The organism is Streptomyces olivochromogenes, assembly GCF_021538895.1.
GTDB classification, from domain to species: domain Bacteria; phylum Actinomycetota; class Actinomycetes; order Streptomycetales; family Streptomycetaceae; genus Streptomyces; species Streptomyces olivochromogenes_A.
This window is the reverse complement of sequence record NZ_JADDRL010000128.1, coordinates 1-26,150: the sequence shown is the minus strand read 5'-3', so window position 1 is coordinate 26,150 and position 26,150 is coordinate 1. Positions and strand designations below refer to the sequence as shown.

The following is a 26,150-nucleotide window of genomic DNA, read 5'->3' as shown; positions in this document are numbered from 1 at the left end:
CGCGGCCGCCTCAGGCCGTGCAGGTTGCGCAGTGCGCACGCCAGCAGGGCCGACCAGCTGCCCGCGAGGGTGAGCAGGCCGATGAGGCCCTGCTCGCTCAGGACCAGCAGGTACATGTTGTGCGGGGAGAGCAGCGGCTGCCTGCGGTAGGCCTCGCCCGCGCCCGCGGTGTCGCTGCCGGAGGAGAGCGCCAGTGAGGCATGGCCGTCGCGGTACTCCGGAAAGCCCTTCAGGCCGACGCCGGTCAGCGGGTGTTCGCGCCACATGCCGGTCGCGGCCGCCCACATCGTGTACCGGTCGACCACCGACTGGTCCGGTGCGTCGACGACCTGCGTGATGCTGTTGATCCGCTCCTGCAGCATCGCCGTACCGACCCCGAAACCGCCCACCAGGATCACGGCGGCGGCCGCCACCGCCGCCCCCACCGTCAGCGCGCGCCGCAGCCCGGCCAGCACCAGCTGGACGGAGCAGGTCGCCGCCGTGGCGAGCCAGGCGCCCCGGCTGAAGGACAGGGCGAGCGGGAGCAGCAGGGCGAGGGCGCACACGGTGGCGACCACCCGGTCCCGGACGGAGACCCGGCCGAGCGCCAGGCCCACCGCGCACACCACCCCGAACGACACCACCGTCGCCATGCCCATCACGTCCTGCGCCCCGAAGGTGCCGACCGCCCGGAGGTCCTGGCCCTGGTAGGAGGCGCCGGTCCCGGTGACGTACTGATGGACGCCGATCGCCCCCTGCCACCCGGCCAGCGCGACGAACGACCAGGCCAGCAGCCGGAAGTCGGACCTGCCGCGGATCAGCAGGAGCACGGCGGCGGGGACGAGGACGAAGACCTGGAGGTAGCGGCCGAGGCCGGCGGTCCCGGCGCCCGGCGAGGACGCCCCGGCCGCGGCGACCGCGAGACCGACGACCGGCAGGCCGAGCAGGACGGCGGCGGTACGGGACAGGGGGCGCCGCCGGTCTCGTACCAGACGCAGGGCGCAGTAGAGCACGACCAGCGCGGAGGCCGCGTCGGCCGGGCCCGCGCCGCCCTCCTCGCCGGCGGAGAGCGGCAGCGCGAGCAGGGCGATCACCGCGACCACGGCCAGCACGGGGGAGAGCCGGACGGCCCGGCGCGACGGCAGCGGCAGTGCGAGCGTCATCGGTCAGCTCCCCGCCGAACGCACCAGCGCGGCCGCCGTGCGCAGCAGGATGCAGACGTCCTGCCACAGCGACCAGTCGTCGATGTAGGCGTTGTCGAAGCGGGCACGGTCCTCGATGGAGGTGTCACCGCGCAGTCCGTGGACCTGGGCCAGGCCGGTGATGCCGGTCCGCATCCGGTGGCGGGCCGCGTAGCCGGGGTGGGCCTGGCCGAACTGCGCGACGAAGTACGGTCGTTCGGGGCGCGGTCCGACCAGGCTCATGTCGCCCCGCAGGACGTTCCACAGCTGGAGCAGCTCGTCGAGCGAGGTCCGGCGCAGGAAGCGGCAGAAGCGGCCCATCTCGCGCTCGTCGGCCACGCTCCACCGGGTGGCCGCCTCGCGCTCGTCGGCCGGGCGGTGCGTACGCAGCTTCAGCAGTGTGAAGGGGCGCCCGTCCTTGCCGACGCGCTCCTGCCGGAAGACCACCCCGGGCCCGTCGGTGATCCGCAGTGCCGCCGCACACACCAGCAGCAGCGGGCTGACCAGCACCAGCAGCGTCCCGGACACCAGCACGTCCAGCACCCGCTTGCCCGCGCCGCCCCGTCGCCCGGCGCCCAACTCCAGGCGCCGGCAGGAGAATCCGGCGATCCGGTCGCGCGTCCCGTACGCGGGAAAGTCCACGTCCACTTCCCAGATCGCACAGCCCGACTCGGCGAACGCCCGGAGCAGCGGCCCCTGTTCGGCGCGTACGGCGGGCCCGACGGTCAGCACGGCCCGCACCCCGTTCTGGATGAGCGCCCGCTCGACCTCCTCGCCGGTGGTCAGCACGGGCAGGCCCTCGCCGCCGGGCAGGCCGTCACGGTGCCCGGCGACGACACCGACGGGCCGTACGCCCGAGCCGGGGTGGCGCAGGACGGCGGCGGCCACCCGTTGCGCGGTCGCGGCCGGGCCGACGACCAGGGCGGCGCGCGGGTCGCGGCACAGCGCCAGGCGCCGCCGCCAGTGCACGAGGCCGCGGCCCGCGCCGCTCATCGCCGCGTGCAGCGCACAGCCCAGGAGCAGGCCGCGGGCGGACAGCGCGCGCTGCGGGGCGTACGCCGCGACGAGCGCGGCGAGCCCCAGCCAGACCACGGCGATCCGGCCGCAGACGGCGGGCAGTTCGTCCAGGACCATCGGCAGGGACCGCACGGGCCGCGGGCGCAGCACTATCGCCCCGGTCACCAGCACGGCCACCAGCAGGGGGCGCGGCCGGTCGGCGGTGAGGACCGCGGCGCCGCACAGGGCGGCGGTCAGATCCGCGGCGAGCAGCGGCACTCGCGACACGGGACGCGCGGGTGGCCGCCGGGCGGGCAGCCGGAAGCCGCCGCCGAGGCGCTGCGACACGACCGAGACGGCCGGGAATCCGCGGTCCCGCGGCAGCGCGCCGGGGGAGGGGACGGTGCTTTCCGCAGTCACGAGTGGATGGACTCCCTGCACTCGGAGGACACGGCGGGGGCGGCGCCGAGGAGTTCGCGGTACAGGTCCGCGACCGCCTCGGCCGTGCGCCGCACGTCGTGCGTGGACAGGACGTGCCGGCGCCCCTGGTCACCGAGCGACGCGCGCAGCGGGGCGTCGGGCAGCAGCGCGGCGACGGTCTCGGCCAGCGCTGCCGGACACTCCGGCGGGACCAGGCAGTGCCGGGTGAGCGCGGGGGGCAGGCTCTCGCGGGCGCCGTCGACGTCCGTGACCACCACGGGCCGCCCGCAGGCCATGGCCTCCAGCGGGGCCAGGGCCATGCCCTCCCAGCGCGAGGGCAGGACGACCAGGTCGGCGGCCCGGTACCAGGGGACGGGGTCGGCCACGGCGCCGGCGAACAGCACGGAGTGGGGGGCGCGGGCCCGCAGTTCCTCGCGGTCGGGTCCGTCGCCGACGAGGACGAGCCGGGCGCCCGGCAGGTCCCGCAGGACGGCGTCCCAGGCCGCGAGCAGGACGTCCTGGCCCTTCTGCCGGCACAGCCGTCCCACGCAGACCACCAGCGGTGCCGCCGGGTCGAGTTCGAGGCCCGGGGTGCTGGGTACGGCGTCCGCGGCCGCGGGGCGGAAGCGGTCGGGGTCGATGCCGTTGGGGACGACGGCGAAGTCCGCGCGGATCCCGGCGCGCAGGCCGGTCGCGCGCTCCGCGTCGCTCACGCACACCACCTGGTGCGCCCATCGCGCGCCCCACCGCTCCCACCTCAGCGCCAGCCGCGCGGTGACCCCGCCGACCGCCTCGAACGACCAGGCGTGCGGCTGGAACACGGTGGGGATCCGCCCGCGCACCGCGAGCCGTCCGGCCAGACCGGCCTTGGCGCTGTGCGCGTGCACCAGTGCGGGCCGTACCTCTTCGACCAGGTGCGCGAGGTCCCGTACCTCTCGCAGGAGCGACGGTCCCGGTGTGCGGGTCGCCCGCCAGTGCCGTACCCGCGCGCCCAGCGCCCTTGCGCCGGCGGCCAGTTCGCCAGCGGGGCAGGCCACGACGACGTCGAGGCCGGCCGCGAGCTGGGCCCGGGTCAGGTCCAGGACCACACGGGCCACCCCGCCGTCGACGGGCTGCGCGAGGTGGAGGACCGGCGGCCGAGGGTCGGGTGCTGAGTGGTGCATACGGCGGGTTCCTCGCTGACGGGGGCGCTCGGGAGTGCGGGTGGGTACGCGTCGTACTGCCGCGCGTCGAGGGCGACGAGGAGTGCGCCGGTCCACGCCGCGTCCCGGATGGAAACGAGCCGGAAGGTCAGCTGGTCACCCCATGCGATGTGCTGGCTGCAGCGGTGCTTCGCAAGGCCCGCAACTCTAGCTGGCATACGTACTAATGCGGACAAACAGGGCAAGTGTGTCGGAATTGTGAAGTCGGACCCCTCGCGAGATCACTCCACTGGCGGCACAACCCTTGGCGGAGCGAGGCGTTGACACTGCGCCGGGCATCCCCGCCCGAAGTTGTCTCGACTCCCAAGGAGCATTTCTCCATGTCGCGTATCGCGAAGGGCCTGGTCCTTTCCACCGCTGCCGCCGCCGCTGCCATCGCCGGTGGCGCGGGCATTGCCGCCGCCGACAGCGGCGCGTCCGGCGCCGCCGCCAACTCCCCGGGTGTGCTGTCGGGCAACACCGCCCAGGTTCCGGTTCACGTGCCGGTCAACGTCTGCGGCAACACCGTCGACGTCGTCGCCCTGCTGAACCCGGCGTTCGGCAACACCTGCGTCAACGGCTGACGTCACGGCGCACCCCTTCGGCCGGCCGTCCGCCCGCGGTTTCCCCGCGGCGGACGGCCGGTTCGCGTTTCCGGGGACGTTTCCCCGACGGCGCGCGGGATCTCATATGTCTTCCGCACACGGGGTTTCCGCCCCGGCCGGACATCGTTGAACACGGCGTCCCATCACCCGAGGTGACCTGAGTCGCCGAAGAAAGGAACGCGATGAAGTCCCTGAAGGCTGCCGCTGTCGTTGCCGGTTCCGTGGCCCTCGCCGGCGTCGCCGCGCCCGCGTTCGCCGCCTCCGCCGCCGACCGCATGCCCACCAGCCTCAACGGCGCCGTCGACTCGCTCACCAAGGGCCCCGTCACCCTGCGCGACGTGATGCCGCTGCAGCATCAGTCGAACGCGCTCGACACCGAGAACAAGGACTCCGTGCTGAACACGGTCAAGGGCGCGACCACGGCCCTGAACCAGCACAACCCGCTGCTCGGCGGTCTCCCGCTGCAGAGCTGACCCCGCCGAGGGGCGGTCGAAGGGCGGCCCGGGAGCGTTCGAAGGGCCTTCGCGACGGTCGTTCGAGGGGTGTTCCTGACGAGCGTTCGAGGGGCGTCGGAGACGGCGTCCCTCGTTCGTGTGGAGAGCCCCGGGGCGCTGCTCCGGTCGAGTGAGCGGACGCCGGGCCGCCGACCGGCCCGTCGATAAGGTCGCGCGGTGACCTCAACCTCAAGCGACCCGCGTCCCTTCCGCCCCGCCGACCTCGGCACGCTCGTCGTGCTGGCCTGGAGCGGCGCGGCCCCCGACGGCTCCGACATGCCCTATCTGCTGGGCTACTCCCTGGGGGACGCCGAGGGCGGCCCGGAGGCGACGTCCGCCGCGGTCGAGCACCTGCTCACGAGCAATGGACTGCGGGTCGGCGGGGACCTGGTCGACGGGACCACCCGGCCCAGCCTGCCGGTCGGCCTGCTCGTCGAGGCCGGCCAGGCCGTCCTCACCATGACGCGGCCGCAGTTCAGGGCCCAGTGCACCGCACCGCCGGAGTGGCTTGCCGCGGTCGCCGAACGCGGCCACGCCTACCTGGTGTTCACCACCCGCACCTGGCCCGAGGGGCGGCCCGGCGCGCCCGTCCCGCCGGAGGCGCTGGCCGCCTTCGCCGGCGCCGACGAGACGCTGCACGCCGCCGCGCACGCCGTACTGCCGGCCCGCCGCCTGCGCGGCTGATGCTCCGGACCGCGGGCGGCAGCCGCGCCTTCGCCCTGCTCGTCCTGCTCACCGGGGCGGCCGGGCTGCTGGCCTCCTGGGTCATCACCCTCGACAAGTTCAAACTGCTGGAGAACCCGAACTTCGTCCCCGGCTGCAGCCTGAACCCGGTGGTGTCCTGCGGCAGCGTCATGAAGAGCGACCAGGCCTCCGCCTTCGGGTTCCCCAACCCGATGCTGGGCCTGGTCGCCTACGGCATCGTGATCTGCGTCGGCGTGAGCCTGTTGGCCGGGGCGCGGTTCCCCGGCTGGTACTGGCTGACCTTCGAGGCGGGCTGCCTGTTCGGGATCTGCTTCGTGACGTGGCTGCAGTTCGAGTCGCTGTACCGGATCAACGCGCTGTGCCTGTGGTGCTGTCTCGCCTGGATCGCGACGATCCTGCTGTTCTGGTACGTCACGTCGTTCGTCGTACGGAACGGCTTCCTGCCCGCGCCGGCCCCGGTCAGGACCTTCCTCGCCGAGTTCGCCTGGCTGCTGCCGGTGCTGCACATCGGGGTCGTCGGCATGCTGATCCTCACCCGTTGGTGGGACTTCTGGACGAGCTGACCATTGCTGCACCCGGGGGATTCTTGAACTGCGGTCCTTTTCCGGCTCGTTACGCGCTACGGACGACGAACGCCCCGAACCCCGAAAAGGATCGTGCCTGACATGAAGTCGACCACCCGAGGAACCCTTGCCGCCGTCATCGCGGGCGTCGCGGCCGCCGTGGGAGCCGGCGCGACCCCCGCCGCCGCGGTCGGCACGGTCCCGGTCCCGGTGCCGCTGAAGGGCGTGGAGAAGTCCCTCGACATGGAGCTGCCCCGGCTCGGCGCGGAGCTGCCCCTGCCGAAGCCGGGCGCACCCGAGGGTCCGGGGTACGCCGAGGGCCGGCTCCTCCCGGAACGGGCCCTGCCGCAGCTGCCCATCAGCGGCGGCCTGCCCGGCGCCGACCTGCACGCGCCCCTGCCGCACGTCCTCGGCGACGGCTTCGACCACCTGAACCTCGACGCCCCCGCCTTCGAGGTGTCCACCCTCGCCCCCGGCCTCGCCGTGGACGCCCCGCTGTCGTCACCGAACCCCCGCCGATTCGGCCTCCCCGACGTGACGGAGCCCCAGGCCGGCGTGGTCGGCCCGGCGCTTCGCACGGTCCCCGGCGCGAGCCTGGGGACGGGCCCGGGCCTGTAGCGCCACGCAGATCGACAGGGGCCCGGGCGTCGGCGGCGCACCGGGCCCTTCGCCATACCCGGACGCCGCCGGGATCACCGGACGGCCGCCCTCGCGGTGACCGCGGAGCCCGTCGGGCGGTTACCGCTACGACAGCCGAACCCGACGCGGAACGAGTGATGGTCATGGGTGCTTCAGGAACGCCGACGAACGCCGATCAGGGGTCAGGAAGCCCGCTGAGAGACGGGCCCGGCGCCCGGACACGGCGCGAGCTGGGACGGGGCCTGCTCGGTTCCGTCGCCGCCCTGGCGCTCGCGCCCGTCGTCGCCGCCTCCCGCCCGCCGAGCCCCGGAAGGAAGGCCCGGCACACGGACACCTTCTTCGACGAGACCTACCGCGGGCGACGCATCCGCGGCATGCTCCTGCCGCTCATGGCCGGGGCCCCCGCCGGCGCCGAGTGGCAGATCACCGTGGACGGGCGGCCGCTGCACCTGATGCGCCGCGCCGACGGGACCTGGCTGAGCATGGTCGACCACTACCAGTCGTACCGGACACCGCTGGAGGCGACCCGCGCGGCCGTCGACGAGCTCGGCCCCGGCCAGCGGTTGCGCGACCTGGCCCCGGGCCCGGTCGGCGGGTGGCACGCGCACACGGGGGGACACTATGGCGTACGTGCGTAAGAACGCGAGCAAGCTGACGCGCACCGAGCGGCGGCGGTTCGTCAAGGCCATGCTGGAGATCAAACGACGGGGCGTGTACGACGAGTTCGTGCGGACGCACATCGCCTACTTCGGCGCCGACGGCGAGAACGGCCTGCGTACGGCCCACATGGCGCCCTCCTTCCTGCCCTGGCACCGGCGCTTCCTGCTGGAGCTGGAGCGGGCCCTGCGCCGCGTCGACTCCTCGGTGACCGTGCCGTACTGGGACTGGACCCGGGACCGCACGACCAGGTCGGTGCCCTGGACGAAGGATCTGCTCGGCGGCAATGGGCGGCGCTCCGACCGGCAGGTGACGACCGGGCCGTTCGCCTACTCGGCCGGCCACTGGACCATCAAGGAGGGTGTCACGGACGGGGCGTTCCTCACCCGTGACCTGGGCCGCTCCCGCCATCCGATCAAACTGCCCACCGCCGCCGAACTGAAGTCGGCGCTGGACGACCCCGTCTACGACGTCTCGCCCTGGGACTCCACCGTTACCCACGGCTTCCGCAACAGGCTGGAGGGGTGGGGGCGCGGGAGCGGCAGCTCCTCCTGGCGCAACCACAACCGGGTGCACCGCTGGGTCGGCGGGGTGATGCTCGGCGGCGCCTCCGTCAACGACCCCGTGTTCTGGCTGCACCACGCCTTCATCGACCTGCAGTGGACCCGCTGGCAGCGGCGCCACCACAACCACCGCTACCTGCCCGCCCGGCCGCCCGGCCCCCGCAGCGCGCAGCACCGGCGGATCGTCGCCCGGCACGAGAAGCTGCCGCCGTGGGACGTGACCCCGGACCAACTGGAGGACATGAGCCGGGTCTACCGGTACGTCTGAACTCCGGTACGTCTGGACTCCGGTACGGAAAGAGCCCCGGTGATTATGGCACCGGGGCTCTATCTCTGTGTGCGGGCGGACTAGTTGCCGTATCCGCCCTCGTTGCCGCCCTTGTCGCCGCCCTTGCCGTTGTCGGGGACGTGGCCGTTGACGCAGGCGTTGCCGAAGGCCGGGTTCAACAGGGCGATGACGTTCGCGGTGTTGCCGCAGACGTTGACCGGCACGTGAACCGGAACCTGGACGGTGTTGCCCGACAGCACGCCCGGGGAACCGGCCGCGCCGCCCACAGCGCCCGCGTCGGCCAGGGCCATACCGGCTCCGCCGACCACAACGGCGCCGGTGCCCAGGGCAACCGCGACCGCCTTCGCGATGCGAGACATCGCGTTCTCCTTATGACTCGATGAGAGTGCGACGGCAGACCAGCCGCCGCACGTCCCGTTCAACGCGGCGGCTCCGCGCTCGGCACGGTGTTCTCCTGGTGATCACCCTTTTTAATGATCGGCGTTGATATGTTGCCGCGCCCGGGTCCCGGCTGGTTCAGGGCAGCCGTCGTACCGGTGAACCGGAGAGGTGGGCCCGGATGTTCTCGACCGCCTGGCCGTAGTACGTCGCGTAGTTGGCCCGGGAGACGTAGCCGAGGTGGGGAGTCGCGAGGAGACGGGGCGCGCTGCGCATCGGGTGGTCGGCGGGCAGGGGCTCGATGTCGAAGACGTCGATCCCGGCGCCGGCGATGCGCCCCTCGTGGAGCGCGGCGAGCAGGGCGTCCTGGTCGACGATGGCCGCGCGGGAGGTGTTGACCAGGTAGGCGGACCGTTTCATGAGGGCGAGTTCGGCGGGTCCGAGCAGGCCGCGGGTGCGGTCGCCGAGCGCCAGGTGGACGGAGACGAAGTCACTGCCGGACAGCAGTTCCTCCTTGGACGCGGCCAGGTCCACGCCCACCTCCTCGGCGCGCTCCTTGGTGAGGTTCTGGCTCCAGGCGCTGACGTGCATGCCGAAGGCGAGCCCGACTTGGGCCACCCGGCCACCGATCTTGCCGAGCCCGAGCAGGCCGAGCCGGCGGCCGTGCAGGTCGGCGCCGACGGTGGACTGCCAAGAGCCTCCGGAGCGCAGGGAGTTGCTCTCCTCGACGATGCCGCGGGCGAGGCCGAGCAGCAGGGCCCAGGTGAGTTCGACCGGCGGCGTGGACGAACTCCCGGTCCCGCACACGGTGATGCCGTGCGCCTCGGCGGCGGCGTAGTCGATGACGCTGTTGCGCATGCCGGAGGCGACGAGCAGCCGCAGCCTGGGCAACCGGGCGAGGAGCGAGCCGGGGAAAGGCACGCGCTCGCGCAGGGTGACGACGATGTCGAAGCCGGCGAGCGCCGTGGCGAGGGCGTCCTCGCCGTCCAGGTGCTCGCGCAGGGCGACGACCTCCACCTCCTCGTCGAGCACCGACCAGTCGGCGGACTCGGCCGCCACTCCCTGGAAGTCGTCCAGCACCGCACAGCGAAGTCGCACGTCGTCTCCCCCTCCTCGCGGGTGACTGTAGCGGCCGGTGCCGTCCGGCCCGCCGGCGTGGTCAGGAGAGGGCCGCCCGCGACGCTGACTCGGCGGTGGCCTTCGCGCCTCCACGGGAGCCGGCGCTCTCGCCGTGCAGCCTTGCCTCCAGACCGTCGAGGATGGTCTCCAGGCCGAACGCGAACTTCTGGCCGAGCAGTTCGGCGGGATCGGCGTCGCCGAACGACTCCATGCGCTCGCGCAGCCGGGGGTACTGGGCGACGATCTCGTCCGCCCGCTGCACGACGTCGCTCGGCTTGGCCCTGGCCGCCGCGGCCCGGGTGGCGTCGAGCAGGGCGGTGCCCGCCACGAACGTAAAGGCGGTGTTGACGGCCCAGTCGAGGTCGCGGCCCTGGAACCCGGCGGCCTCGTAGATGCCGTACGAGTGATTCTGGAAGCGGGCCATCCCCGGGCCGTACACGAAGTGCGTGCTGATCGCCGGGACCAGCCAGGGGTGGCGCTCGACCGTCGCGTACGTGTCCCGCATCAGGGCGCGCGCGGCGGGCCGCCAGCCGGTCTCGGCGGGGTCGCGCAACTCGATCTCGCCCCACACCCGGTCGGCGGCCAGCACGACCAGGTTCTCCTTGCTGCCGACGTGCCAGTACATCGCCGTCGGGGCCGAGTTGAGCCGCTTGCCGAGGCGCCGCATGCTCAGGCCGTCGACCCCCTCGTCGTCGAGGAGCTCGATCGCCGCCTCGACAACTTGATCGCGATTCAACCTTTCTCGCGCCATGCCGTCAGCGTAGCCCAACCACTTCAACACTGTTCGAGTACGAATTCCCCGCTGAAGTCGCCCACTTCGGAACCGGCCGAACAGAAGTCACGCCTGTTCCATAAGTAGTTGGCGGCGGTGGCGGTCCAGGGGGCAAAGGTGGCCGCGTAGATCGATTACCCCCAAGTTGCGTCACTCTTTTGGTCTATTAGGGTGGATATATTCCATGTGAGCGTATCTGGGGAGAGCTCATGCAACGAAGGACTATCAAGAGGGCAGCTGCCCTCAGCTCCGCTCTGGTGGCGACGGGAGTCGCCCTCATGCCGCTGAGCATTCAGCCGGCGTTCGCGTCTTCTCCCTCGACGCAGGTGAGTTCCGCGACGGTTCTCCCGGACCAGAACCACTTCCGCGAGGGCTTCCGGCAGGGTTTCCGCGACGGCTTCTCCGACGCGCGATCCGACTGTGACCGCGACGGTTACGGATCCGGCTACGCGGGCGGTCACGACTCCTCGTGGGCACGTGGTTATGTCAGCGGCTACAACTCGGGCTACAACTCGGCCTACCACCGGTACTGCCGGGACTGAGGCCGCCCCCGAGATCTTCAGGGCCAGACCGGCGGTGAACCCTCTGGTGTGGCCCTGATCGCCACTGATCATCCGCCGAACCGGCGCCCGAGGCTCCGCGGAGCCCACATGGCGGACAGCTCGGGGAGGACATCCGCCCTGAACAGCAAAAACGCCCTCCCGAGGGAGGGCGGAGACTGGGCGCCCCCGGCAGGACTCGAACCTGCGGCCAAGCGCTTAGAAGGCGCTTTGTGGCTGCGCCCCGCCCGCCTCTTGACCTGTGGGTCTTCCTCAGCTGAGTGGGCCGCCGGTAGAACTTCGACACGGATTCGACACGCAGTGTCCTGGCGGATCTGTACGGTGCGAACGACACACACGCTGGGCACTGACTGTTGGGGGCGGGCATGACGGAGTATCTGTCTGAGGTTGATCCGCGATGGGCTGAGCACTCTGGCGAAGAGAAGCACTACGGCGCCCCGGAATGGGCCCCGGAGGACTTGGAGCGTGCCGCGGTGTTCCTGGCTGAGCTCGCCCCGCAGGCCCGGCGGATGTTCGAGTACCTGCTCCGCTCCCCTGGCCGGATGATCCACTGCACGGAACTGGCGGACAAGGCCCTGGGCGGGCCGAACGGGGGCGATCCGGCGCCGCGTGTGGCCGGTGTGGTGCGTGGGATGGACAAAGGTCACAGCAACAGTGAGCGGCGGTATCCGTTCTACTGGTGGGCAGCCCCTGAGGGGGGTTCGGGCGCAACGTACGCGGTCCGCCCCTCGGTGGCAGCGGTGTTCCTGGCCGCTCAACTCGGCGAGTGACTGCACTGCCCGTGGCCTCGGGACCCCTGGTCTCGTCGTGGGTGTTCCAGACCTGACCGCAATCGTGGTCCAGGTGACGGAACGCGCCCGCCGGCAACGATCTGTCATCGACGGCGCGCACGCCTCCTGACCCTTGCACTGGGGGGCGTCAGGCGCCTCGCAAATGGTGGCTACAGGCTGATCGGAATCTCGTAGACGATCTCGCAGTGAGCGGCGGGCACCACGATGTCCGCCGTCTCCACGGGCCGCCCCTGGTCGCTGTAGTACGTCCGCCGGATGTGCGTGACGAGCGCGGCCTTCTGAATGCCCAGGAGTGAGGCCTCCTCGGCGGCCGCCTGCCGTGGCTCCGGCTGCTCCACGGCGTGGCTGACGATGACACCGATCGCGGCCATGCGGTTCACGACACCGGCCCCGGCGTGCGGCCCTCCCTCGGGGAGGACGACGAGAGTGCCGGCGGTGAGGTCGTACGGCTCCCAACTTGTCGACAGCTGCACCGGCCGGCCGTCGGCCAAGAACTCGTAAGTCGTCCGCACGCACAAATCACCCTCGGCGATACCGAGCCGCGCCGCGATGTCCGCCGGAGCCGGCACCTTGGCCTCGGTCCGGCTCTCCCAGTCGCCTTGCCTGCCCACGGCCCTCATGTCCGCCCGGAACGGCGACCCGTCGGGCCGCTCACGCGCCGACGAACGGACCACCCGGACCCGCTGCCGGGGCTCGGCGACGTACGTGCCCGAACCGGCGCGGCCCTCCAGCACACCCTGGGAGATCAGCAGCTCCTGTGCTCGGCGGACGACGTTCTCGCCCACCCCGCACTCCTGGCCGATCTGACTTCGGGACGGCAGACGGTCCCCGGGCTCCCACACGTGCTCCGCGATCCGCCGCCGGAGTTCGTCGGCGATGCGGAGATAGGGCGGCTGCTCAGGCATATGGAAAATCTAGTCCACTAGCTCTAATCTAGTTAACTAGCTTCACTGAAAGTGATCGCCGGTTGACGGAGGCTGCCCTGTGCCCGCTTCGGGAGTTAGCGCGGCAGCCATCGCCGCACGGCTGTCCGCCCTCGGGCTTTCCACGCGAGTGGAGGAACACCGCCGTCACACGTCGGTCGAAGCGGAGGTGCCGGACGGGCTCTCCGCCGAGTCATGGCGGGAGGTCCTGGACGTGGTGGCTGAGGCCGACCGGTTCGGGCTCCTCGCCACCAGCTTGAACGGCCGCACCCTCTGGGCGGTCGTACGCAGAACGGTCCCCACGACGGGCGATGTCAGGGGACCGGGCCATCAGCGATAGGAGCTGACCAGCGTGCTCAACCGTATCCGCCGTGCCGTCTCACTCACCAGAGCGCGGTACGCCCCCAAGGGCAGGCACCGCCGCCCCTTAAGGCCGTCCAGGCCGCCGGCCACCCCCGCCCTCTCTGCGCCCGGTGATGCGTCGACGGTCATCCTGGGCCGGGCTTCCGACACCGGGAACCACCGACATCCGCTGGTGGGGGAGGACAACGAACTCGTCCGCCCGTACGTGCTGGCTTGGGAGGAACGAGTACGGCCGCGGCCGCGCGCGGTGGTAGTTGCTCCCCACCTGCCCGCTGAAGTCAGCTCGTGCCTCGCGGGGGTCCGCTGATGCCTCCTCGTCAACAGCCCCACCCTGCCGACGCTTCGGCTGACCACTACCGGTCGACTGTCTGCCGTATCGGCACGCATCTTGCCTGCACGGAGTCCTCGCCGGTCTCCGCATCGGCCGATGTGCCGGTCGTCTACGGGTTGTGCCCCTGCGCGTGCCACTCGGCGTCCGACCAGACCACGCCCTCGGAGCTGGAGCGGTGAGCGGCTTGGCATCTGGCGGCGCGATGGTGTCCAACGTCGAGATCACGGCGGCCACCGTGCAGCGTGGCGACGTCATCCAACTTGGCGGCAGGGCCTATCGGGTGAGCGACCTCTTCCAGCTTCCGCAGGGGGCCAAACAACTCCTCTTCGAGTCTGGCGAGTTGCTGACCATACACGCGCGTACTCGGCTCGCCGCCGTTCGGATGCAGAGAAGGCGGTGATCCGGCTCGTGCCCTCACGCCATCACGACATCGCCGACGATCTCCGGCAGCAGATCACGACCGGCCGCATCAAGCCCGGCGAGCGTCTGCCAGCTGAGGCCCGTCTCGCCGACCGATACAAGGTCAGCACGGTGACACTCCGGCGTGCCCTTGCGATCCTCCAGACGGAAGGCCTCGTCGACAAGATCCACGGCAAAGGCAACTTCGTCCGCTGCCCGCTCCGCAAGATCGCATACGTCGGTGGATGGGGAACGCTGGATCCGTGGACAGCCGCCGAAGCGGCCCTACGCGTCACCGTTCGCATCAACACGGTCCAGGCAAACGGCCATCTGACGACCTTGCTGAAGGTACCGACAGGCAGCCCTGTCGCCGAGTTCTTCTGCATCAGCCACGAGGGGCGGTCACCGCACGGACTGGCCCGCATCTACATCCCGCGCGACCTGGCGCCGGCCGGAATGCTGGGTGACGACTCCTCGTGGCGAGAGACGGCCAAGCGATTCGCCGTCCTGAGCGCGCCGCCAGCAGCTGTCCAGGAGACGGTACGCGCCCGCCCGCCGACGCCGGACGAAGCATCGGCCCTGCAGATCGGCACGGCCATGGCAATCCTCGCGATCACACGCGTCGCGACCGACTCCACCGGGCGAGTCGTCGAGGTCGCGCTTTTGGCATTCCCGGGGGATCGCGTCGACGCGGTCTTCACCACCCACCACGTGACCGATGAGAGGCAGACGCAAGGATGACGGTACCGAACGAGCTGCGGCTCCTCCCGTGGTCGGGGCCGGAAGGCAAGCCCTGCTACCTGAACACCGACGACAAAGACGGCTACATGTCCCGCCTGGCCGACAACATCGAAGCGGTGCAACTAGGCACGGCAGCCGAGTTGCTGGAGCAGGCCTCGGGCACCCATGACGACCAGGAGGTGGCCCCCGCGACGGATGGCGAAGGAACTGACCGGGGCGCTGCGGGACGTGCTCCGCGTTGCGACCAGCCGTGGTCACCTCCTGGCGACCAGCGACCCTCATCGCCCCTAGAGCGGGCAGTTGCGTTCCGTGGTTTGCCTGATACGGCCCAACTTGCCGGTCTACTGATCACCGACCTCGCCGACCAGCGAGGCTTAAGAAGCCCACGGCTCTGAACAGCTCAGATGCCGTGGGCTTCTGGCGTTGTCGGTTGGCGTCGAGCGACCTCGGACGGCCCAGGGGCGGCCCAGAGGCCGCGCCGGGGCGCTGCTCCCGGATCACCGCTTTAGGAGTTCGATCCGAGCCCGCTTCGGAGGCCGTCGTCGACGGGTACGACCGCCGGACAGGGGTGTACGCCCCCGTCCGGCGCTGTTGATGTCAGAAGCCTTCTAATCCGTAGCTCTACAGAGATCGGTCAACGGGGGTCATAGAAGCTAACGAGCGGTCCACCAGAGGGGCTGCGGTGCATGGTCGGCTGCTGGGGTTGCTGTGCTGCACTGCTGTACGGGGCGAACGGCGATCAGTACGTGAGCATCCTCAACATGACCGCCGTGCCACCGTGGGCAGGTGTTCCCGAGCGTACTTATCAATATGCCTGCGGATCGGTCCTGCTGCTGATTGCATGGCGGGCATGGCAACGTCTCCGCCCCCGCACGATGAGCGAGCACTCATCCAATACCAAGCGGTGGCCACCCGTCGAGCTGGGTTTGACTCGATGATGTGGCAAGTACCTGGTCTGGCGCTGACGGCTCAGGCGTTTCTGATGACGATCGCCCTTAGCCCAGATACCGGGCGACTAGCGCGGGTTACTTCCGGTGTGCTGTCGATAGTGGTGTCCTTCATGTCCGTGCAGCTCTTGGCGAAGCACCGGCGTCACGAACTCGCTGACAGCATCTGGCTGCAAGAGTTCGAAAGAACCAGAGGTCTCTCCGAGATCCATGCCCCGGCAGAGGAACGTTGCCGAGCCGTAGGACTGCCTTCCAAAGGCCTGGTCAAGCTGCGTTCCCATCGTGTATGGGCAGCCGGTCTAACCGTGTTCGGGCTCGTCGGCCTTGGCACTGTTGTGGTAGCCCTGGTACGGCGGTAGATCAAGGAATGTTCGGCACTCTCAGCTTGGGAAGCTGCGATCATTCGAGGGCGGTTGGGGCACTGACCTGGGCGAACGGCAGGACAATGGCCTTCTCCCGCCGTGGCGCCTTCCCTGTGGTTCCCCGCTGTTCCCCGCCTGATCTGGTGCGCTTGTGGTGCGAGTCCGTCACGTCTGTCGCGCTTCGACTTTGCCTGCCTTGCTCAGTGTCCATGTGTCGCGCGGACTACCGCGCTGAAGAGTCGGCCTGCTGATGCATTGTGTACCCGATTTAGGGGTCGTACCACGCCGGGAGCTCTTGAGCGACGCCTAACTCGACACGCATGAGCGCTTGCACATGCTCCAGCTTCTCGATGACCGGGTCCAGGAGGCCGATGACCTCGTCAAGCTGCGTCAGACGAGCGGATGGTTCCGGCTCGCTCGCTACCTCCATCAGGAGTCTGTAAGCGAATGTGAGCTGGATATTCACTCGGTTCTCAACCGTGAGCACTTCCTCGCTTGCGATCATCTGAGCCTCATCGCGAGCGTCCCGTTGAGCACGCCGCGCGCTGCTCACCTCAACTGCTTCCGTGCCGGCGGCCCCCAATTTGAGGGCGTACGCGTACGCCAGCATCGCGTCGCGGTAGTGGCGATCATGCGCGTTCAACTGGACATAACAACTTCGAAGTTGATCGACTTTCCGCAGTTCTGCAGGAGCCCTCTGCTCTGCGACACGGACCCGCTCTACCTGCTCCACCTCTCGCAGTCTGGCGCGCTGGGACAGGGCTTGGGTGATTACCATCGAAGCCAGCGTGCCGAGTACACCAACGATGGCTACGATCAAGGACACAGTCGTGCCGGACATCCCACCCCCGCCTGGGCACTCAGTCAAATCCCACTGCTGTGCAGACAGTAGCGAACAGGCCCACAGGTCCCAGCTCACCTCGACTCGAGGCAGGGGATTGGCAGTTGTCGTTCTCCGTACGGGGACTGCCAGGTCAGGCACAGGCAACGCCGTTCGGTCCTGAGGCATAGGTCCGCGGTCAGCGGAGTCTCAATGACCGCGTCAAGACGCTACCGCCGATCTGTCGGCGACGAGGCGTGCCTACAGCAGACACGTGCCTGGTGAGCGCCTACACTCTCGCTGCGCTGATCGGCGCAGGCCTTGGCATGACGGACTCGTCGACCAGGCCGAGCGGTGGGTGAGGCTGTGGCAGGTTGGACGGACAAGGAGTTGTGGTGGCGACGACCGGCGGGGCGACGACCCGATCCTGGCGCTGGTATGGCGCGGCCGCCCTGGCCTCAGCGGTGTTCCCTGCCGTGTTCGTGCAGGCGACTCTCCGCGCACACTGGTACGTGGAACACCCAATGATCGTCCCCGGCGATGATTCACCTGGCATCGCTGCAAACGCAGGGAACCTTCTCGCCTTGCCGATTTTCGCTGTTGCTGCGATCGCCTGCCTGATGTTTCCTCTGCTCTGGGGGATCGCGGCATTCCGCACGCGGAAGGACGCGGCGGTAAAGGGTCTGCCGGTGTTTTCCACTGTCCTGCAGGGGGTCGCCTTGCTGGTGGCCCTTCCGGTGGCTACGACCCTGCCCTACAGCTGGGCCGACGTCGCAACCCTTGTCGCCGCAGTCCTGATCGCACTGTGGGCGTCGTCCCGAGACCGCTCTGGGCGCCGGACAGGCCTGGGGTCGCCGTAGCGACTTCGGCCGGTAGTTCAAGGGCGCAGGGGGCGCTCGATCAGTTCTTCTGGTAATGAACGCCCCCCTCGCTGAGGTGCGGCATCGTGCCGCATCCCAGCGAAGAGCTGCATGGTTGCCGTCCTTGACTGTCGTCGCTGGTCGTCGTCGATTGCCGGCGGACGGCCCAGAGACGGCCCGTCTGAGGACCGCGCTCCGTCCCGAACCAGTCCTCCGCCGTTGCCCGCCGAAGTTCGCGCTTGTCGGTGTCGGCCGCTGATGCCATCTCACCGTGGCGGGCTTGACCTGCCGAGACGCTGTGGTAGCCGATTCCACAGGGGTTAAGATCCGCTGCCGACCTGCGGGAAGTCCGAACGGGCGGCTTCCAAGGGGTGTGAAGTGGCCGAAGCAGTTAGGTTGCCGCGTGGGCAGGCCTGGTTTGCCTGCTGTGTGCTCGCCGCGTTCGCGCTGGTGAGCGTCGCGGCCGGGCTGGTGGCCTGGCACAAGTACCAGTTGCTGGCGGGACCGCTGGCGCCAGGGCCGTACGTCGACAACCCGTTGGTCGAGGTCGACACGTACTTCAGAAACCTGCTGGGCTGGCGGACGGGGCTGCTTATCTTGGCCCTGCTTCAGTTCAGCATCTGGCTCGCCAACATGCGCGACGTCGCGGACGTGCTCTGGCGCCAGGGACAACGTCGGCGCAGGGCGTGGCTGGTCTTTGGCTGGGTGATACCGGTGGCGCAGCTCTTCGTGCCCAAGATGTTCATCAACGACCTGTGGGCTGCCAGCCGGCCGGAACCGCAGCGTCGTCGCGGACATCCTTTGCTGACGGCGTGGTGGCTGTCTGTCCTGGTCGCGGCTAACGGGTACGGGGATGCCTTCGATGAACTGAAGAAGGCGGTCGATGCGAGCCAGGCTCGCCATGCCCTGCGGCAGATGATGGTCGGCGAGAGTCTGCACATCTGCGCCGCTGCGCTATCGATCGTCGTCGTCTGGCAGCTCGTTCGCAGGTTGGAGCGCGCCGCTGCGATGGCGTCCGCCGAGGTCTGGCCGACGGGCAAGGCGAGATCCTGAGGATGCCTGGGCGTTTGCGTGCCCACGCGGCAGGTGGAGTCTCAACGAGCGAGTCAAGCTCGTGAGCGGTCTTGAAAACCGTCGTGGCGCGAGTCACCGTGGGTTCAAATCCCACACCCACCGCGCAGGTGGAAGGCCCCTGACCAGCAAGATCGGTCAGGGGCCTTTGCCATGCGCGATCCCTGCTGATGACCGCGATTCCCCGTGAGTTCCCGGCCTACAGGGCACGGATGGGGCACGGCCGCGCACAGGCTTTAAAGGCTGGCCCGCATCCCTATCAGGTCGATCACCGGACTTCGTGGCCACCGGCCAACCGGCCTACGACTCGGTTGTACATCCTCCGGGGTCCGGGGTCGGCCGGTGCTGTTCGCGCTTTTTGGTGTCAGCTGTTGATGTCAGGAAACTGCTGAACGCTCTTACACAGAGACATGGATGCCACGTCATAGCCATTACGGTGGTATAGGGCAATGGCCGCCTCATTGTCCCCGAAGACATTCAAGCCCAGAGATGTCCAGCCCTCACGGGCAACGAGTTCTTCGGCGGCGGAGAGGATGGCAGACCCGTATCCGCGTCGCCGAAACGCGGGGGAGACGTTGATGTCGTACAGCCACGCTGAGCTGGCAGTGCCCGCGGCTTGGCGCGGATCCGGGCCGATCCACGCGTTCCCCACGATCTCGCCTGATCGGTTCTCCGCTACCACGAGATGATGACCAGCCGTGTCGAGTCCGTCGGGGAGGAACTGCGCCGTACCCTGATGAGCCCGCTCCCGCGCCAACTCCTCGGGCATGGATTTGCCGAGTTCTCGGGCCGTGTCGGCTTCGCGATGCTCAGTCGCCGCGTCGTACTCCGACGGCGTCATCTTCCGTAGGGTCACCTTCTGCGCGTCCATGCCCGCCATTTTCGACCGGTCACTGGTGACTGCGGTACCGGGTTTCCGATCCCGGAGGGCGTCGGCTCAGCCACGACGATGGGCACCTGCGCCGGTACCCAAACCACCTTTGATGAGCAGGGGAAGGGCTGTCGTCCACTGTCGTCGTCGGCCGCCGTCGGACGGCCCACAGACGGCCCACAGACGGCCCACAGACGGCCCACAGACGGCCCTAGGGATCGCCCCGGGGCCGTCTGCGTTTCCCGTTGCCTGGCCCCCTCGATGCGAACTACGGGCGTAAAGGTCGCTGAGGTGATCCGCCCTGGTCACAGGGATGTTGGCGGCCGAGGACGGTCACCTATGGTTGAGGCGGTTGCTGCACTTCGCTGCTGTACCGCAACCAGCGGAGACCAGCGCGACCAGGGCTGCCGCGTCCACGTAGGCGCTTATCGCATCGGCCAGCGGGGCCCACACCATCAGCATGAGGACGACCACAACGACCCACGGTCGCCGAGGGCGGTTTGACAGATCCCTTGAAGACAGGGTCACACTCATTCTTGAACCTCCGGGTTCATGGCCCATCACACAGCGCTTGCTTCCAGGTCGGAGCTGGTGATGGGCCTTTAACTATTTCCGGAACATCGTGCACTGCATGGGAGCTCGGGAAGACACCGTCGGATGCCAATAGGCCACAGGCCCCAGAGGCCCTCCGGAAGAGCCTTTTCAATGCGGGCGCAATGAAATATCAGCCACGCAGATTCCCCCTGGCCAGCAGCCCTGAAGAGACGTTGAGCGGATCAATCTCATCGCATCGTTGCAGGTCAAGGATGCTCTTAGTTGGCCCTGCTTGGCCTTACTTAGCCTCAGTTAGTCGCACTCCATCGCGCTTAGTCGTACATTAAGGACCTAAAAGGTTGGCCGAAAAAGGGGCATGCGGCTCTGACGATGAAAGGCCGGCGGAGTCTCAATGGGTGGCGCCAAGCCGCCTTGCGGTGCGGTCAGTAGCCGAAGAATTGAAGGGCTGGGCCACTGGCCTGCGGCCATGTAATCGATCAACGCTGCGACTTGCGGATTAGCTGTCGGTGGCTGTCGGCGTTGGTCGTCGTTGAGCACCCCCGCACGGCCGAGGGGCGGCCCGGCGAGGGCGTGCTTGCTCGGCACACACAAAAACGATTGCTGCCGGAGTGACGTGCCCATGTAAGTTCGGGTGCTGATGCCCCAATCGGGGCACTCAACGGGAGGGCATCTCATGCATATCCGCAGGGCACTTCAGGGTTTCGCTGCCGCGACGTCCGTGGCCACTGTCTCCCTTCTTGGTGCTTCCCCCGCCTCCGCCTATCCGACATGGCAGACAGTAGGCAGCACCAACAGCAACTGGCACTGCGGCACGACCATTCACCATCCGGCGTCGAACAACGTCAACATGCGCATGTGCATCGTCATGAACGCGAGCAAGGAGGCCCAGGCGGTTCTCGTCGTCGTCAACCATGCGAGCGTCGCCGTCAAGATCGAGGCGCCGGGCATCTATACCACATGGGGTGCCGGCGGCTACTGCAACGAGTATCCCCTTGCGCCCGGGGCTCAGCGTGCGTGCTTCACCAACACGTGGCCGCTGGACTGTTCGCAGGACACCACGTATGCGGTGGAATACCTCAAGATGAACGGCATCAGCGGCCCGGTGAGCAACCGGGTGACCACTCCCTGCTGACACCGGTGTCCGGCTTGCCGGGGGATTCCCCGGCCGGCCGGGCATGTCGCGCGACCAGTTGCTGCAGGCCTCGGAGCATTACCGCTTTAGGAGAGAGGGCGGGAGGCCGTGCCGGTGACCTGGCGTTTCGATGCCTGGTGAGGCGGCTGCGGACTCGACCGCGAGACACCTTCGTTGACCGTGGCTGACCGCTGCATCTGGCACGGTTGTGGCACGAACCTCAGCCGACGGCAGTCAGCCACGATGACGGGCGCGTCGGCCGATCAGGTGCGTGTGTGCCTCGCTGTACCCCCCTGGCATCAGCCATGCCGTTCGTTGGCTTCTGCCAGAGCAAGCCGCGACGGCGAGGGCAGTAGGCCGTCAGGGGGCGAGAGAACTCGCAGTTCGGACAGGAAGCTTGGCCGGCACGGACGATCAACTCATCGTTATCCTCGACGGAGTCACGCACGGGGAGGGACTTGCGGATGCGCCGCAGGCTGTCAGCGACAAGGGTATGGGCGTGGGCAACGGTAGCCGTTGTGGTGCTGACGGTGGCCGGTTGCCAGGGCAGCGATAGTGCTCCTGGCAATACGGAGCGCAGCACTCGTACGCCAACCGTCTCGACTCCGGATCTGCTGGCTCGCCTCAACTTCGCTCGACTCAAGCAGGCGGCCCCGGATCTGCAGAGCATGCCCGTCGGCTGGAAGGTTGGCGCAACGGAACTACGCGGACGCGACTATCCGAAGAACGCGCCATGCCGCGCAAACGTGTGTGCAGGGATGACCAGCCACGCTGAGCTGCAGTACGACAACGCGGACAGCACGGGCAACGTCTACATCGAGCTCACCGCTTTTGACGACGTGCAAAGCGCTCGGTCGGGGTACGAGGAACGCCGTAAGTCGTATGCCAGCCGGCAAGACCGCGCTATCTCTATGCCTACCGTGGGCAACGTCAGCATGGCGCGTACCGGATTCAGCAAGGTCTCCGGCCAGCCTTTCGTCTCCATCGTGATGCGGGTCGGCACAGTCGTCGCCGCTATGGCGTACACCCATGAGCAGAACGCTGACCCCCAGGACATGCTTGCCCTGGCCCGTCTGCAAGCGGAACGGATCCAGCAGGCTCAACAGGGAGGCAGGGTCACAGCCTCGCTCGCGGGGCACAAGATCTAAGCAGTTCTCGGCCTGAGCCTCAGTTTGGGAAGCTGCGGTCATTTGCGGCCGGTCGGCGCGGTGACCTGGGCGAATGGTCTACGAGGAGTGCTGGCAGGCGGTGATGCTTTCCCCGTGATTCCCCGCCGTTCCCCTCTCTATCCGGTGCGGTTGTGGTGCGCGCCTTCGTCATCCACACTCCGGCGCTGGCTACCGCTTCTGAGCCCTGTAGCGCTTCAGCAGCGCGGTGATCCGTGCGTAGTCCGCCTGGCCGTTGAGCTCGGCCAAGAGGTCGTCAGGGCACAACTCGTAGTGATCGCCCCACCATCGACGTCCTCGGTTGTCCCAGATCCGGTAACCACCGGGCACACCTCTGGCCACGTAGCGTCTTCTGCTCATGGTCCCTTCAACGTTCGACGTCCTTGACGTGACCGTACGCGCGCATCCACCGATCGGCGAGGGAGTATCCAGCTGCCGACCCACACGCTTTCCAACTGTGGTGGTGGGCGCCTGGGCTGTGCGCAGGGGCGTTCACCTGCGTTCATGGGCGGCTGACGGCCGGGACGTGTGCCCGGGCGTGTCTCGCTTGAGCGAGCATGAACGCTGCTGAATGAGACGGAAACTGAGACGGAGCCCGCGCACTACTCGGGTGACGGTCCGCTACGGTCGGCGCTAGCGTGCGGCGGTGATCAGCAATGAGGGACTACGCCTGGGTGCCGAGGCCGCACGTCGCCTGGCACAGACAGGCCTCTACGAGTTCGAGCCGGGGCTGACCGACGCCGAGTTCACGCGCATCGAGCGAGAGTACGGCTTCGAGTTCGCGGACGACCACCGAGCATTCCTTGCGGCCGGGCTTCCGGTCAACGTCCCTCCCGAGGACGGGCAGACCTGGTCCAGGCCGTGGCCGGAGTGGCGCGGCGGCGATCTGGACAGCCTGCGTCGACAGCTCGACTGGCCGGTCGAGGGTGCTCTGCTCGACGTTGAGCACAACCGGTTCTGGTACGAGGGCTGGGGCGAGCGTCCAGCCGACGGGACGGCGGCACTGGATGCGGCACGGCATCATCTGGCGGAGGTGCCGGTGTTGGTGCCCGTGTATGCCCACCGATACCTGCCTGCTGGCCGGGGAAGCGTCGGGCATCCGGTGCTCTCGATGTGGCAGACCGACATCATCTATTACGGGCTGGACCTGGTCGACTACATGCACCAGGAGTTCGACGAGGCGCGGGGCGAGGTCGATGAGGGCTGGAACCCCCGAGCGACGGTGCCCTTCTGGCGGGACCTTCTCTAACTCTTCGGGGAGTCCGGGCATTTGGCAGGCGCCCTCAGCTTGGGAAGCTGTGAGCCTTTGCGGGTGCCCTGGGCCCTGATCTGGGAAAATAGCTGAGGTAGGCCCCGTGAGGTTCAGCTGCCTTCACCGTGGTTCCCCGCTGTTCCCCGCACGATCTGGTGCGCCTGTGGTGCGGGGAGGCTCCTGGCGCCGACGGCTGTCCATCGTCGTTCGGATCTTCAGAGGTGTCGCTTGGAGTCGCTGATCAAGCGGCCGATGCTGTTCCCGGTTTGGCCCCTACGGTGATCGAATTCTTCGCGGCTATCCGCCTTGTAGAGACTTGCGATGTCGTCGAGGATGGTCCTCGCTGCCTCGCTCAGCGACTCATCATCCGTGAGTAGCACTGCACGCAGCATGGCTTCTTGAGCGCTAGAGCGAAGATCGTAGGCTCGGTCCCGCACTTCCTCGGCATTGTCCGGAGGGGGCTGCTCATTCAGGCAGAACCACAGGAGTATCAGACAACGGCGGTAGTTGATCAGTGCGCCAGCGTAGGCAGAGTAGGCGTCTAGCCGTTCCTGCCTCAGCCTCTCGTTCAGCGTGAACTCGTGGTTCCTGTCAGCTGCACGTTGCTGAAACGCGAGTGTGATGCCGGAGCCAAGCAGGGCGCCCAGGACGGCTATGGCACTGGCAATGATGGCTTCCACTGCACTAGCTCACCACGTTGCCTTGCAGGCTGGGCAGAAGTCAGCAAGCCGATGCTTTCCAACACGCTTTCCAACTGTGATGGTGGGGTCGGGGGCCGCGGGCGGGGCCGCTCACCGTTGATGCTCGTACCTCAGCCGACGACAGTCAGCCACGATGGTGGGTGCGTCAACGGATCAGGCGCGCGTGTGCCTCGCTGCGCCCCTACCGGCCTCAGCCACGCTATCGACGTGTGTCGTCGATCAGAGCAGGCTGTGACGGCACTTTCCGAGACCTCAGCTTGGGAAGCTCAGGTCCTCTTGCCCTGCCTCCGGTAGTTGACCTGCGGGCAAGAGTGTCAGAGCTCTAGTTGCGGACCGAGTGGGTCCCCGGTGTTTCCCGTGGTTCCCCGCACGACCTGGCACGGTTCTGGCACGCCTGGTCAAGGCTCCGCTCCGCGCGACGAGGCCGTCGATGGACGCAGAAATCGAACACATGATTGGATTTGGTCATGCGATCGTTCCCCGCCGACCTCGCGCAGGCGCAGCAGGGAGTGTCACCTACCGGCAGCTCGCCGACCGGCCCGGCCGGACCGAACTGCGTCGACGTCTGTACCGGCTGTCGACTCAGGTGTTCTTCCACCCGTACTGGCAACAACGTCGGGCTAGCCCCGCGGCGTGGTGGGAGCTACGCAGTCTGGGACTTTCGGACCAGGGCTCCTCGTGGGCGGGTTCATCGCTCGACCTGCCTGCGGGTTCGCCGCGACTGCTGCCACCGATCAAGCACTGAGGGTTGGCGAATGACGCGCTCGAATGCGGAACGGTGTGCTGGGGATGATCCTGAAGGCGTGTCCGGCCGCATTCGCGTGATCGTCCACCCGCCCTCACCTACGGGCGGGCGGCGTGTGCGCGTGGACGGCGAGATCCTCGGCCTGGCCCACAACATGGCGGACCTGGTCGAGTTTCTCCGCCGGGCCGGCCTGGAGCTCGACGCTGCCGAGGCTGCCGAGGCGCCCTGGATCGACTGGCGCGGAGTAGGCCCAGACCGTTGGGGCCCGGAGACGAGCGTCTGACATCTGCATCGCCACGGCTGGGGCACGGAGCCTGCTGATCCGTGTGCGCTCAATCCTCGCGTCCCTTCCTCCACGGGATGCCGTAGTGATCCAAGCGCTTCCGTTCGGCTATGACGAGAAGGGCCCAAAACGCACCCATGATCAAACCGAAAAGGATGACCTGTAGATCAACCTTCCAAATTGTCAAAGCGCAGAGGCCGCCACTGAAGAAGGCGCCAGCGAGTCCACAGAGCACCGGATGGCGCAGGAACCGCCCGCGTGGCCGCGAAGGTAGCCGGTCGCCCGGGTCGCCCCCCAGCCAGCGGTCGGCCGCCCAAAACATCCGTTTGAGTGTGCCCATCGCCATGCCCCTCATATCCCTGACTTTCGCTGCTGCGGGTCGAGTGATCGTAGAGGTCCTGGACCAGTGCAGTCACGAGAGCGGCGGTCAGTTCTTCTGACGATTGTGAACATCGGGCTCCCGTCGGTCGGAGCCTGCCCACATGATCGACGGAACGACTTTGGCCGGGTGTTTCAATGGGCGAGTCCAGCCCGCGAGCGATCTTGAAAACCGTCGTGGCGCGAGTCACCGTGGGTTCAAATCCCACACCCACCGCGCAGGTGAACGGCCCCTTACCAGGCAAGGCGAATTCCAGGGGCCGTTGCGCTGCGCGGTGCCCGCCCGGCACCGTGGCTCCCCGCAGTTCCCCGCTATATCGGGCACGGGTGGGGCACGGGCACCTTCTGATCCGTAGCT

29 protein-coding genes, 1 tRNA gene and 1 pseudogene are annotated in these 26,150 nt (G+C 68.5%); 20 read left to right on the top strand and 11 right to left on the bottom strand.

The genetic code is table 11. The features are described from left to right. From IPZ69_RS39395 to IPZ69_RS39385, 3 genes are all read right to left on the bottom strand, one after another. Window positions 1-1,142, bottom strand: a 1,142-nt coding sequence (locus IPZ69_RS39395) for an O-antigen ligase family protein (protein WP_235459545.1), incomplete at its 3' end; no start/stop codon positions are given. Window positions 1,143-1,145: 3 nt separating this feature from the next. Further along, a complete protein-coding gene (locus tag IPZ69_RS39390) occupies window positions 1,146-2,576 on the bottom strand; it encodes an exopolysaccharide biosynthesis polyprenyl glycosylphosphotransferase (protein ID WP_235459544.1) in 1,431 nt (476 codons plus the stop codon). Next, window positions 2,573-3,739 carry a glycosyltransferase gene (locus IPZ69_RS39385; protein WP_235459543.1) on the bottom strand — a complete coding sequence of 389 codons (1,167 nt, stop codon included), beginning with the start codon at window positions 3,737-3,739 and terminating at the stop codon, window positions 2,573-2,575. The genes IPZ69_RS39390 and IPZ69_RS39385 overlap by 4 nt, the downstream gene beginning before the upstream one ends. A gap of 359 nt (window positions 3,740-4,098) precedes the next feature. Between IPZ69_RS39385 and IPZ69_RS39380 the strand changes: the two genes are divergently transcribed. The 7 genes from IPZ69_RS39380 to IPZ69_RS39350 all read left to right on the top strand — a co-directional run bounded on the left by IPZ69_RS39380 (window position 4,099) and on the right by IPZ69_RS39350 (window position 8,251). Continuing rightward, the gene (locus tag IPZ69_RS39380) at window positions 4,099-4,341 is read left to right on the top strand and encodes a chaplin (RefSeq protein WP_235459542.1); all 243 of its coding nucleotides are present in this window, start codon (window positions 4,099-4,101) and stop codon (window positions 4,339-4,341) included. Between the two features lie 203 nt (window positions 4,342-4,544). Then, window positions 4,545-4,835, top strand: coding sequence for a hypothetical protein (locus IPZ69_RS39375; RefSeq protein ID WP_235459541.1), 291 nt, complete (start codon window positions 4,545-4,547; stop codon window positions 4,833-4,835). A 198-nt stretch (window positions 4,836-5,033) separates the two neighbouring features. After that, the gene (locus tag IPZ69_RS39370) at window positions 5,034-5,540 is read left to right on the top strand and encodes a DUF5949 family protein (protein ID WP_235459540.1); all 507 of its coding nucleotides are present in this window, start codon (window positions 5,034-5,036) and stop codon (window positions 5,538-5,540) included. After that, window positions 5,540-6,124 (top strand): vitamin K epoxide reductase family protein, encoded by a 585-nt coding sequence (locus IPZ69_RS39365; RefSeq protein WP_235459539.1) that lies wholly within the window; start codon window positions 5,540-5,542, stop codon window positions 6,122-6,124. Before IPZ69_RS39370 ends, IPZ69_RS39365 begins: the two co-directional genes overlap by 1 nt. A gap of 102 nt (window positions 6,125-6,226) precedes the next feature. Continuing rightward, window positions 6,227-6,742 (top strand): hypothetical protein, encoded by a 516-nt coding sequence (locus tag IPZ69_RS39360; protein ID WP_235459538.1) that lies wholly within the window; start codon window positions 6,227-6,229, stop codon window positions 6,740-6,742. Between the two features lie 158 nt (window positions 6,743-6,900). After that, complete coding sequence (locus IPZ69_RS39355) at window positions 6,901-7,401, top strand: tyrosinase family oxidase copper chaperone (RefSeq protein ID WP_374295397.1); 501 nt, start codon at window positions 6,901-6,903, stop codon at window positions 7,399-7,401. Next, a complete protein-coding gene (locus IPZ69_RS39350; protein ID WP_235459536.1) occupies window positions 7,385-8,251 on the top strand; it encodes a tyrosinase family protein in 867 nt (288 codons plus the stop codon). Before IPZ69_RS39355 ends, IPZ69_RS39350 begins: the two co-directional genes overlap by 17 nt. An 80-nt stretch (window positions 8,252-8,331) precedes the next feature. Here IPZ69_RS39350 and IPZ69_RS39345 read toward each other — a convergent pair whose 3' ends face one another. The 3 genes from IPZ69_RS39345 to IPZ69_RS39335 all read right to left on the bottom strand — a co-directional run bounded on the left by IPZ69_RS39345 (window position 8,332) and on the right by IPZ69_RS39335 (window position 10,520). After that, a complete protein-coding gene (locus tag IPZ69_RS39345) occupies window positions 8,332-8,631 on the bottom strand; it encodes a chaplin (protein WP_235459535.1) in 300 nt (99 codons plus the stop codon). Window positions 8,632-8,788: 157 nt separating this feature from the next. Then, entirely contained in the window at window positions 8,789-9,748 is a 960-nt protein-coding gene (locus tag IPZ69_RS39340; protein ID WP_235459534.1) for a D-2-hydroxyacid dehydrogenase family protein, read from the bottom strand. 61 nt (window positions 9,749-9,809) lie between these two features. Next, window positions 9,810-10,520 (bottom strand): TetR/AcrR family transcriptional regulator, encoded by a 711-nt coding sequence (locus IPZ69_RS39335; RefSeq protein ID WP_235459533.1) that lies wholly within the window; start codon window positions 10,518-10,520, stop codon window positions 9,810-9,812. Window positions 10,521-10,819: 299 nt separating this feature from the next. On the opposite strand from IPZ69_RS39335, the gene IPZ69_RS39330 reads away from it, so the two are divergent. Together IPZ69_RS39330 and IPZ69_RS39325 are read left to right on the top strand one after the other, a co-directional pair. Next, window positions 10,820-11,083 (top strand): hypothetical protein, encoded by a 264-nt coding sequence (locus tag IPZ69_RS39330; RefSeq protein WP_235459532.1) that lies wholly within the window; start codon window positions 10,820-10,822, stop codon window positions 11,081-11,083. Between the two features lie 383 nt (window positions 11,084-11,466). Beyond that, complete coding sequence (locus IPZ69_RS39325) at window positions 11,467-11,871, top strand: DUF6416 domain-containing protein (protein ID WP_235459531.1); 405 nt, start codon at window positions 11,467-11,469, stop codon at window positions 11,869-11,871. 170 nt (window positions 11,872-12,041) lie between these two features. Here the strand turns inward: IPZ69_RS39325 and IPZ69_RS39320 are convergent, their stop codons facing one another. Beyond that, window positions 12,042-12,797 (bottom strand): GntR family transcriptional regulator, encoded by a 756-nt coding sequence (locus IPZ69_RS39320; RefSeq protein WP_235459530.1) that lies wholly within the window; start codon window positions 12,795-12,797, stop codon window positions 12,042-12,044. A 79-nt stretch (window positions 12,798-12,876) separates the two neighbouring features. Between IPZ69_RS39320 and IPZ69_RS39315 the strand changes: the two genes are divergently transcribed. The 4 genes and pseudogenes from IPZ69_RS39315 to IPZ69_RS39300 all read left to right on the top strand — a co-directional run bounded on the left by IPZ69_RS39315 (window position 12,877) and on the right by IPZ69_RS39300 (window position 14,940). Then, window positions 12,877-13,155 (top strand): hypothetical protein, encoded by a 279-nt coding sequence (locus IPZ69_RS39315; protein ID WP_235459529.1) that lies wholly within the window; start codon window positions 12,877-12,879, stop codon window positions 13,153-13,155. Window positions 13,156-13,711: 556 nt separating this feature from the next. Further along, window positions 13,712-13,909, top strand: coding sequence for a hypothetical protein (locus IPZ69_RS39310; RefSeq protein WP_235459546.1), 198 nt, complete (start codon window positions 13,712-13,714; stop codon window positions 13,907-13,909). Beyond that, a complete protein-coding gene (locus tag IPZ69_RS39305) occupies window positions 13,906-14,649 on the top strand; it encodes a GntR family transcriptional regulator (RefSeq protein WP_235459528.1) in 744 nt (247 codons plus the stop codon). The genes IPZ69_RS39310 and IPZ69_RS39305 overlap by 4 nt, the downstream gene beginning before the upstream one ends. Continuing rightward, window positions 14,646-14,940, top strand: a pseudogene (locus tag IPZ69_RS39300) (hypothetical protein). The gene IPZ69_RS39305 and the pseudogene IPZ69_RS39300 overlap by 4 nt, the downstream one beginning before the upstream one ends. Before the next feature lie 1,286 nt (window positions 14,941-16,226). Here IPZ69_RS39300 and IPZ69_RS39295 read toward each other — a convergent pair. Then, window positions 16,227-16,778, bottom strand: coding sequence for a hypothetical protein (locus IPZ69_RS39295; protein WP_235459527.1), 552 nt, complete (start codon window positions 16,776-16,778; stop codon window positions 16,227-16,229). Window positions 16,779-17,173: 395 nt separating this feature from the next. On the opposite strand from IPZ69_RS39295, the gene IPZ69_RS39290 reads away from it, so the two are divergent. The 3 genes from IPZ69_RS39290 to IPZ69_RS39280 all read left to right on the top strand — a co-directional run bounded on the left by IPZ69_RS39290 (window position 17,174) and on the right by IPZ69_RS39280 (window position 18,814). Beyond that, window positions 17,174-17,638 (top strand): hypothetical protein, encoded by a 465-nt coding sequence (locus tag IPZ69_RS39290; RefSeq protein WP_235459526.1) that lies wholly within the window; start codon window positions 17,174-17,176, stop codon window positions 17,636-17,638. Between the two features lie 378 nt (window positions 17,639-18,016). Continuing rightward, window positions 18,017-18,691, top strand: a complete 675-nt coding sequence (locus IPZ69_RS39285; protein ID WP_235459525.1) for a DUF4328 domain-containing protein — start codon at window positions 18,017-18,019, stop codon at window positions 18,689-18,691. A gap of 32 nt (window positions 18,692-18,723) precedes the next feature. Beyond that, window positions 18,724-18,814 (top strand) — tRNA-OTHER (locus IPZ69_RS39280). A gap of 259 nt (window positions 18,815-19,073) precedes the next feature. Here the strand turns inward: IPZ69_RS39280 and IPZ69_RS39275 are convergent. Next, window positions 19,074-19,580: a GNAT family N-acetyltransferase gene (locus IPZ69_RS39275; protein WP_235459524.1), complete on the bottom strand. Its 507-nt coding sequence runs from the start codon at window positions 19,578-19,580 to the stop codon at window positions 19,074-19,076. 1,228 nt (window positions 19,581-20,808) lie between these two features. On the opposite strand from IPZ69_RS39275, the gene IPZ69_RS39270 reads away from it, so the two are divergent. Together IPZ69_RS39270 and IPZ69_RS39265 are read left to right on the top strand one after the other, a co-directional pair. Then, complete coding sequence (locus IPZ69_RS39270) at window positions 20,809-21,267, top strand: hypothetical protein (protein WP_235459523.1); 459 nt, start codon at window positions 20,809-20,811, stop codon at window positions 21,265-21,267. Between the two features lie 518 nt (window positions 21,268-21,785). Then, window positions 21,786-22,415 (top strand): hypothetical protein, encoded by a 630-nt coding sequence (locus IPZ69_RS39265; protein ID WP_235459522.1) that lies wholly within the window; start codon window positions 21,786-21,788, stop codon window positions 22,413-22,415. Window positions 22,416-22,604: 189 nt separating this feature from the next. On the opposite strand, the gene IPZ69_RS39260 is transcribed toward IPZ69_RS39265, so the two are convergent. Beyond that, on the bottom strand, window positions 22,605-22,793 hold the full coding sequence (locus IPZ69_RS39260; RefSeq protein WP_235459521.1) for a hypothetical protein: 189 nt from the start codon (window positions 22,791-22,793) through the stop codon (window positions 22,605-22,607). Between the two features lie 286 nt (window positions 22,794-23,079). Between IPZ69_RS39260 and IPZ69_RS39255 the strand changes: the two genes are divergently transcribed. Next, entirely contained in the window at window positions 23,080-23,682 is a 603-nt protein-coding gene (locus IPZ69_RS39255) for a hypothetical protein (RefSeq protein ID WP_235459520.1), read from the top strand. Window positions 23,683-23,900: 218 nt separating this feature from the next. Here the strand turns inward: IPZ69_RS39255 and IPZ69_RS39250 are convergent, their stop codons facing one another. Next, window positions 23,901-24,365, bottom strand: a complete 465-nt coding sequence (locus IPZ69_RS39250) for a hypothetical protein (RefSeq protein WP_235459519.1) — start codon at window positions 24,363-24,365, stop codon at window positions 23,901-23,903. Between the two features lie 824 nt (window positions 24,366-25,189). Here IPZ69_RS39250 and IPZ69_RS39245 point away from each other — a divergent pair. Continuing rightward, complete coding sequence (locus IPZ69_RS39245) at window positions 25,190-25,414, top strand: hypothetical protein (protein ID WP_235459518.1); 225 nt, start codon at window positions 25,190-25,192, stop codon at window positions 25,412-25,414. Window positions 25,415-26,150: the final 736 nt, after the last annotated feature.

Excerpts from the sequence above, each read along its gene's own strand:
- IPZ69_RS39360 (WP_235459538.1), top strand. The coding sequence starts at position 6,227 with ATGAAGTCGACCACCCGAGGAACCCTTGCCGCCGTCATCGCGGGCGTC.
- IPZ69_RS39365 (WP_235459539.1), top strand. The coding sequence starts at position 5,540 with ATGCTCCGGACCGCGGGCGGCAGCCGCGCCTTCGCCCTGCTCGTCCTG.
- IPZ69_RS39345 (WP_235459535.1), bottom strand. The coding sequence starts at position 8,631 with ATGTCTCGCATCGCGAAGGCGGTCGCGGTTGCCCTGGGCACCGGCGCC.
- IPZ69_RS39270 (WP_235459523.1), top strand. The coding sequence starts at position 20,809 with ATGCATATCCGCAGGGCACTTCAGGGTTTCGCTGCCGCGACGTCCGTG.
- IPZ69_RS39375 (WP_235459541.1), top strand. The coding sequence starts at position 4,545 with ATGAAGTCCCTGAAGGCTGCCGCTGTCGTTGCCGGTTCCGTGGCCCTC.
- IPZ69_RS39310 (WP_235459546.1), top strand. The coding sequence starts at position 13,712 with ATGGTGTCCAACGTCGAGATCACGGCGGCCACCGTGCAGCGTGGCGAC.
- IPZ69_RS39385 (WP_235459543.1), bottom strand. The coding sequence starts at position 3,739 with ATGCACCACTCAGCACCCGACCCTCGGCCGCCGGTCCTCCACCTCGCG.
- IPZ69_RS39320 (WP_235459530.1), bottom strand. The coding sequence starts at position 12,797 with ATGCCTGAGCAGCCGCCCTATCTCCGCATCGCCGACGAACTCCGGCGG.
- IPZ69_RS39260 (WP_235459521.1), bottom strand. The coding sequence starts at position 22,793 with ATGAGCAGAAGACGCTACGTGGCCAGAGGTGTGCCCGGTGGTTACCGG.
- IPZ69_RS39275 (WP_235459524.1), bottom strand. The coding sequence starts at position 19,580 with ATGGACGCGCAGAAGGTGACCCTACGGAAGATGACGCCGTCGGAGTAC.
- IPZ69_RS39335 (WP_235459533.1), bottom strand. The coding sequence starts at position 10,520 with ATGGCGCGAGAAAGGTTGAATCGCGATCAAGTTGTCGAGGCGGCGATC.
- IPZ69_RS39350 (WP_235459536.1), top strand. The coding sequence starts at position 7,385 with ATGGCGTACGTGCGTAAGAACGCGAGCAAGCTGACGCGCACCGAGCGG.
- IPZ69_RS39355 (WP_374295397.1), top strand. The coding sequence starts at position 6,901 with ATGGTCATGGGTGCTTCAGGAACGCCGACGAACGCCGATCAGGGGTCA.
- IPZ69_RS39325 (WP_235459531.1), top strand. The coding sequence starts at position 11,467 with ATGACGGAGTATCTGTCTGAGGTTGATCCGCGATGGGCTGAGCACTCT.
- IPZ69_RS39330 (WP_235459532.1), top strand. The coding sequence starts at position 10,820 with ATGCCGCTGAGCATTCAGCCGGCGTTCGCGTCTTCTCCCTCGACGCAG.
- IPZ69_RS39380 (WP_235459542.1), top strand. The coding sequence starts at position 4,099 with ATGTCGCGTATCGCGAAGGGCCTGGTCCTTTCCACCGCTGCCGCCGCC.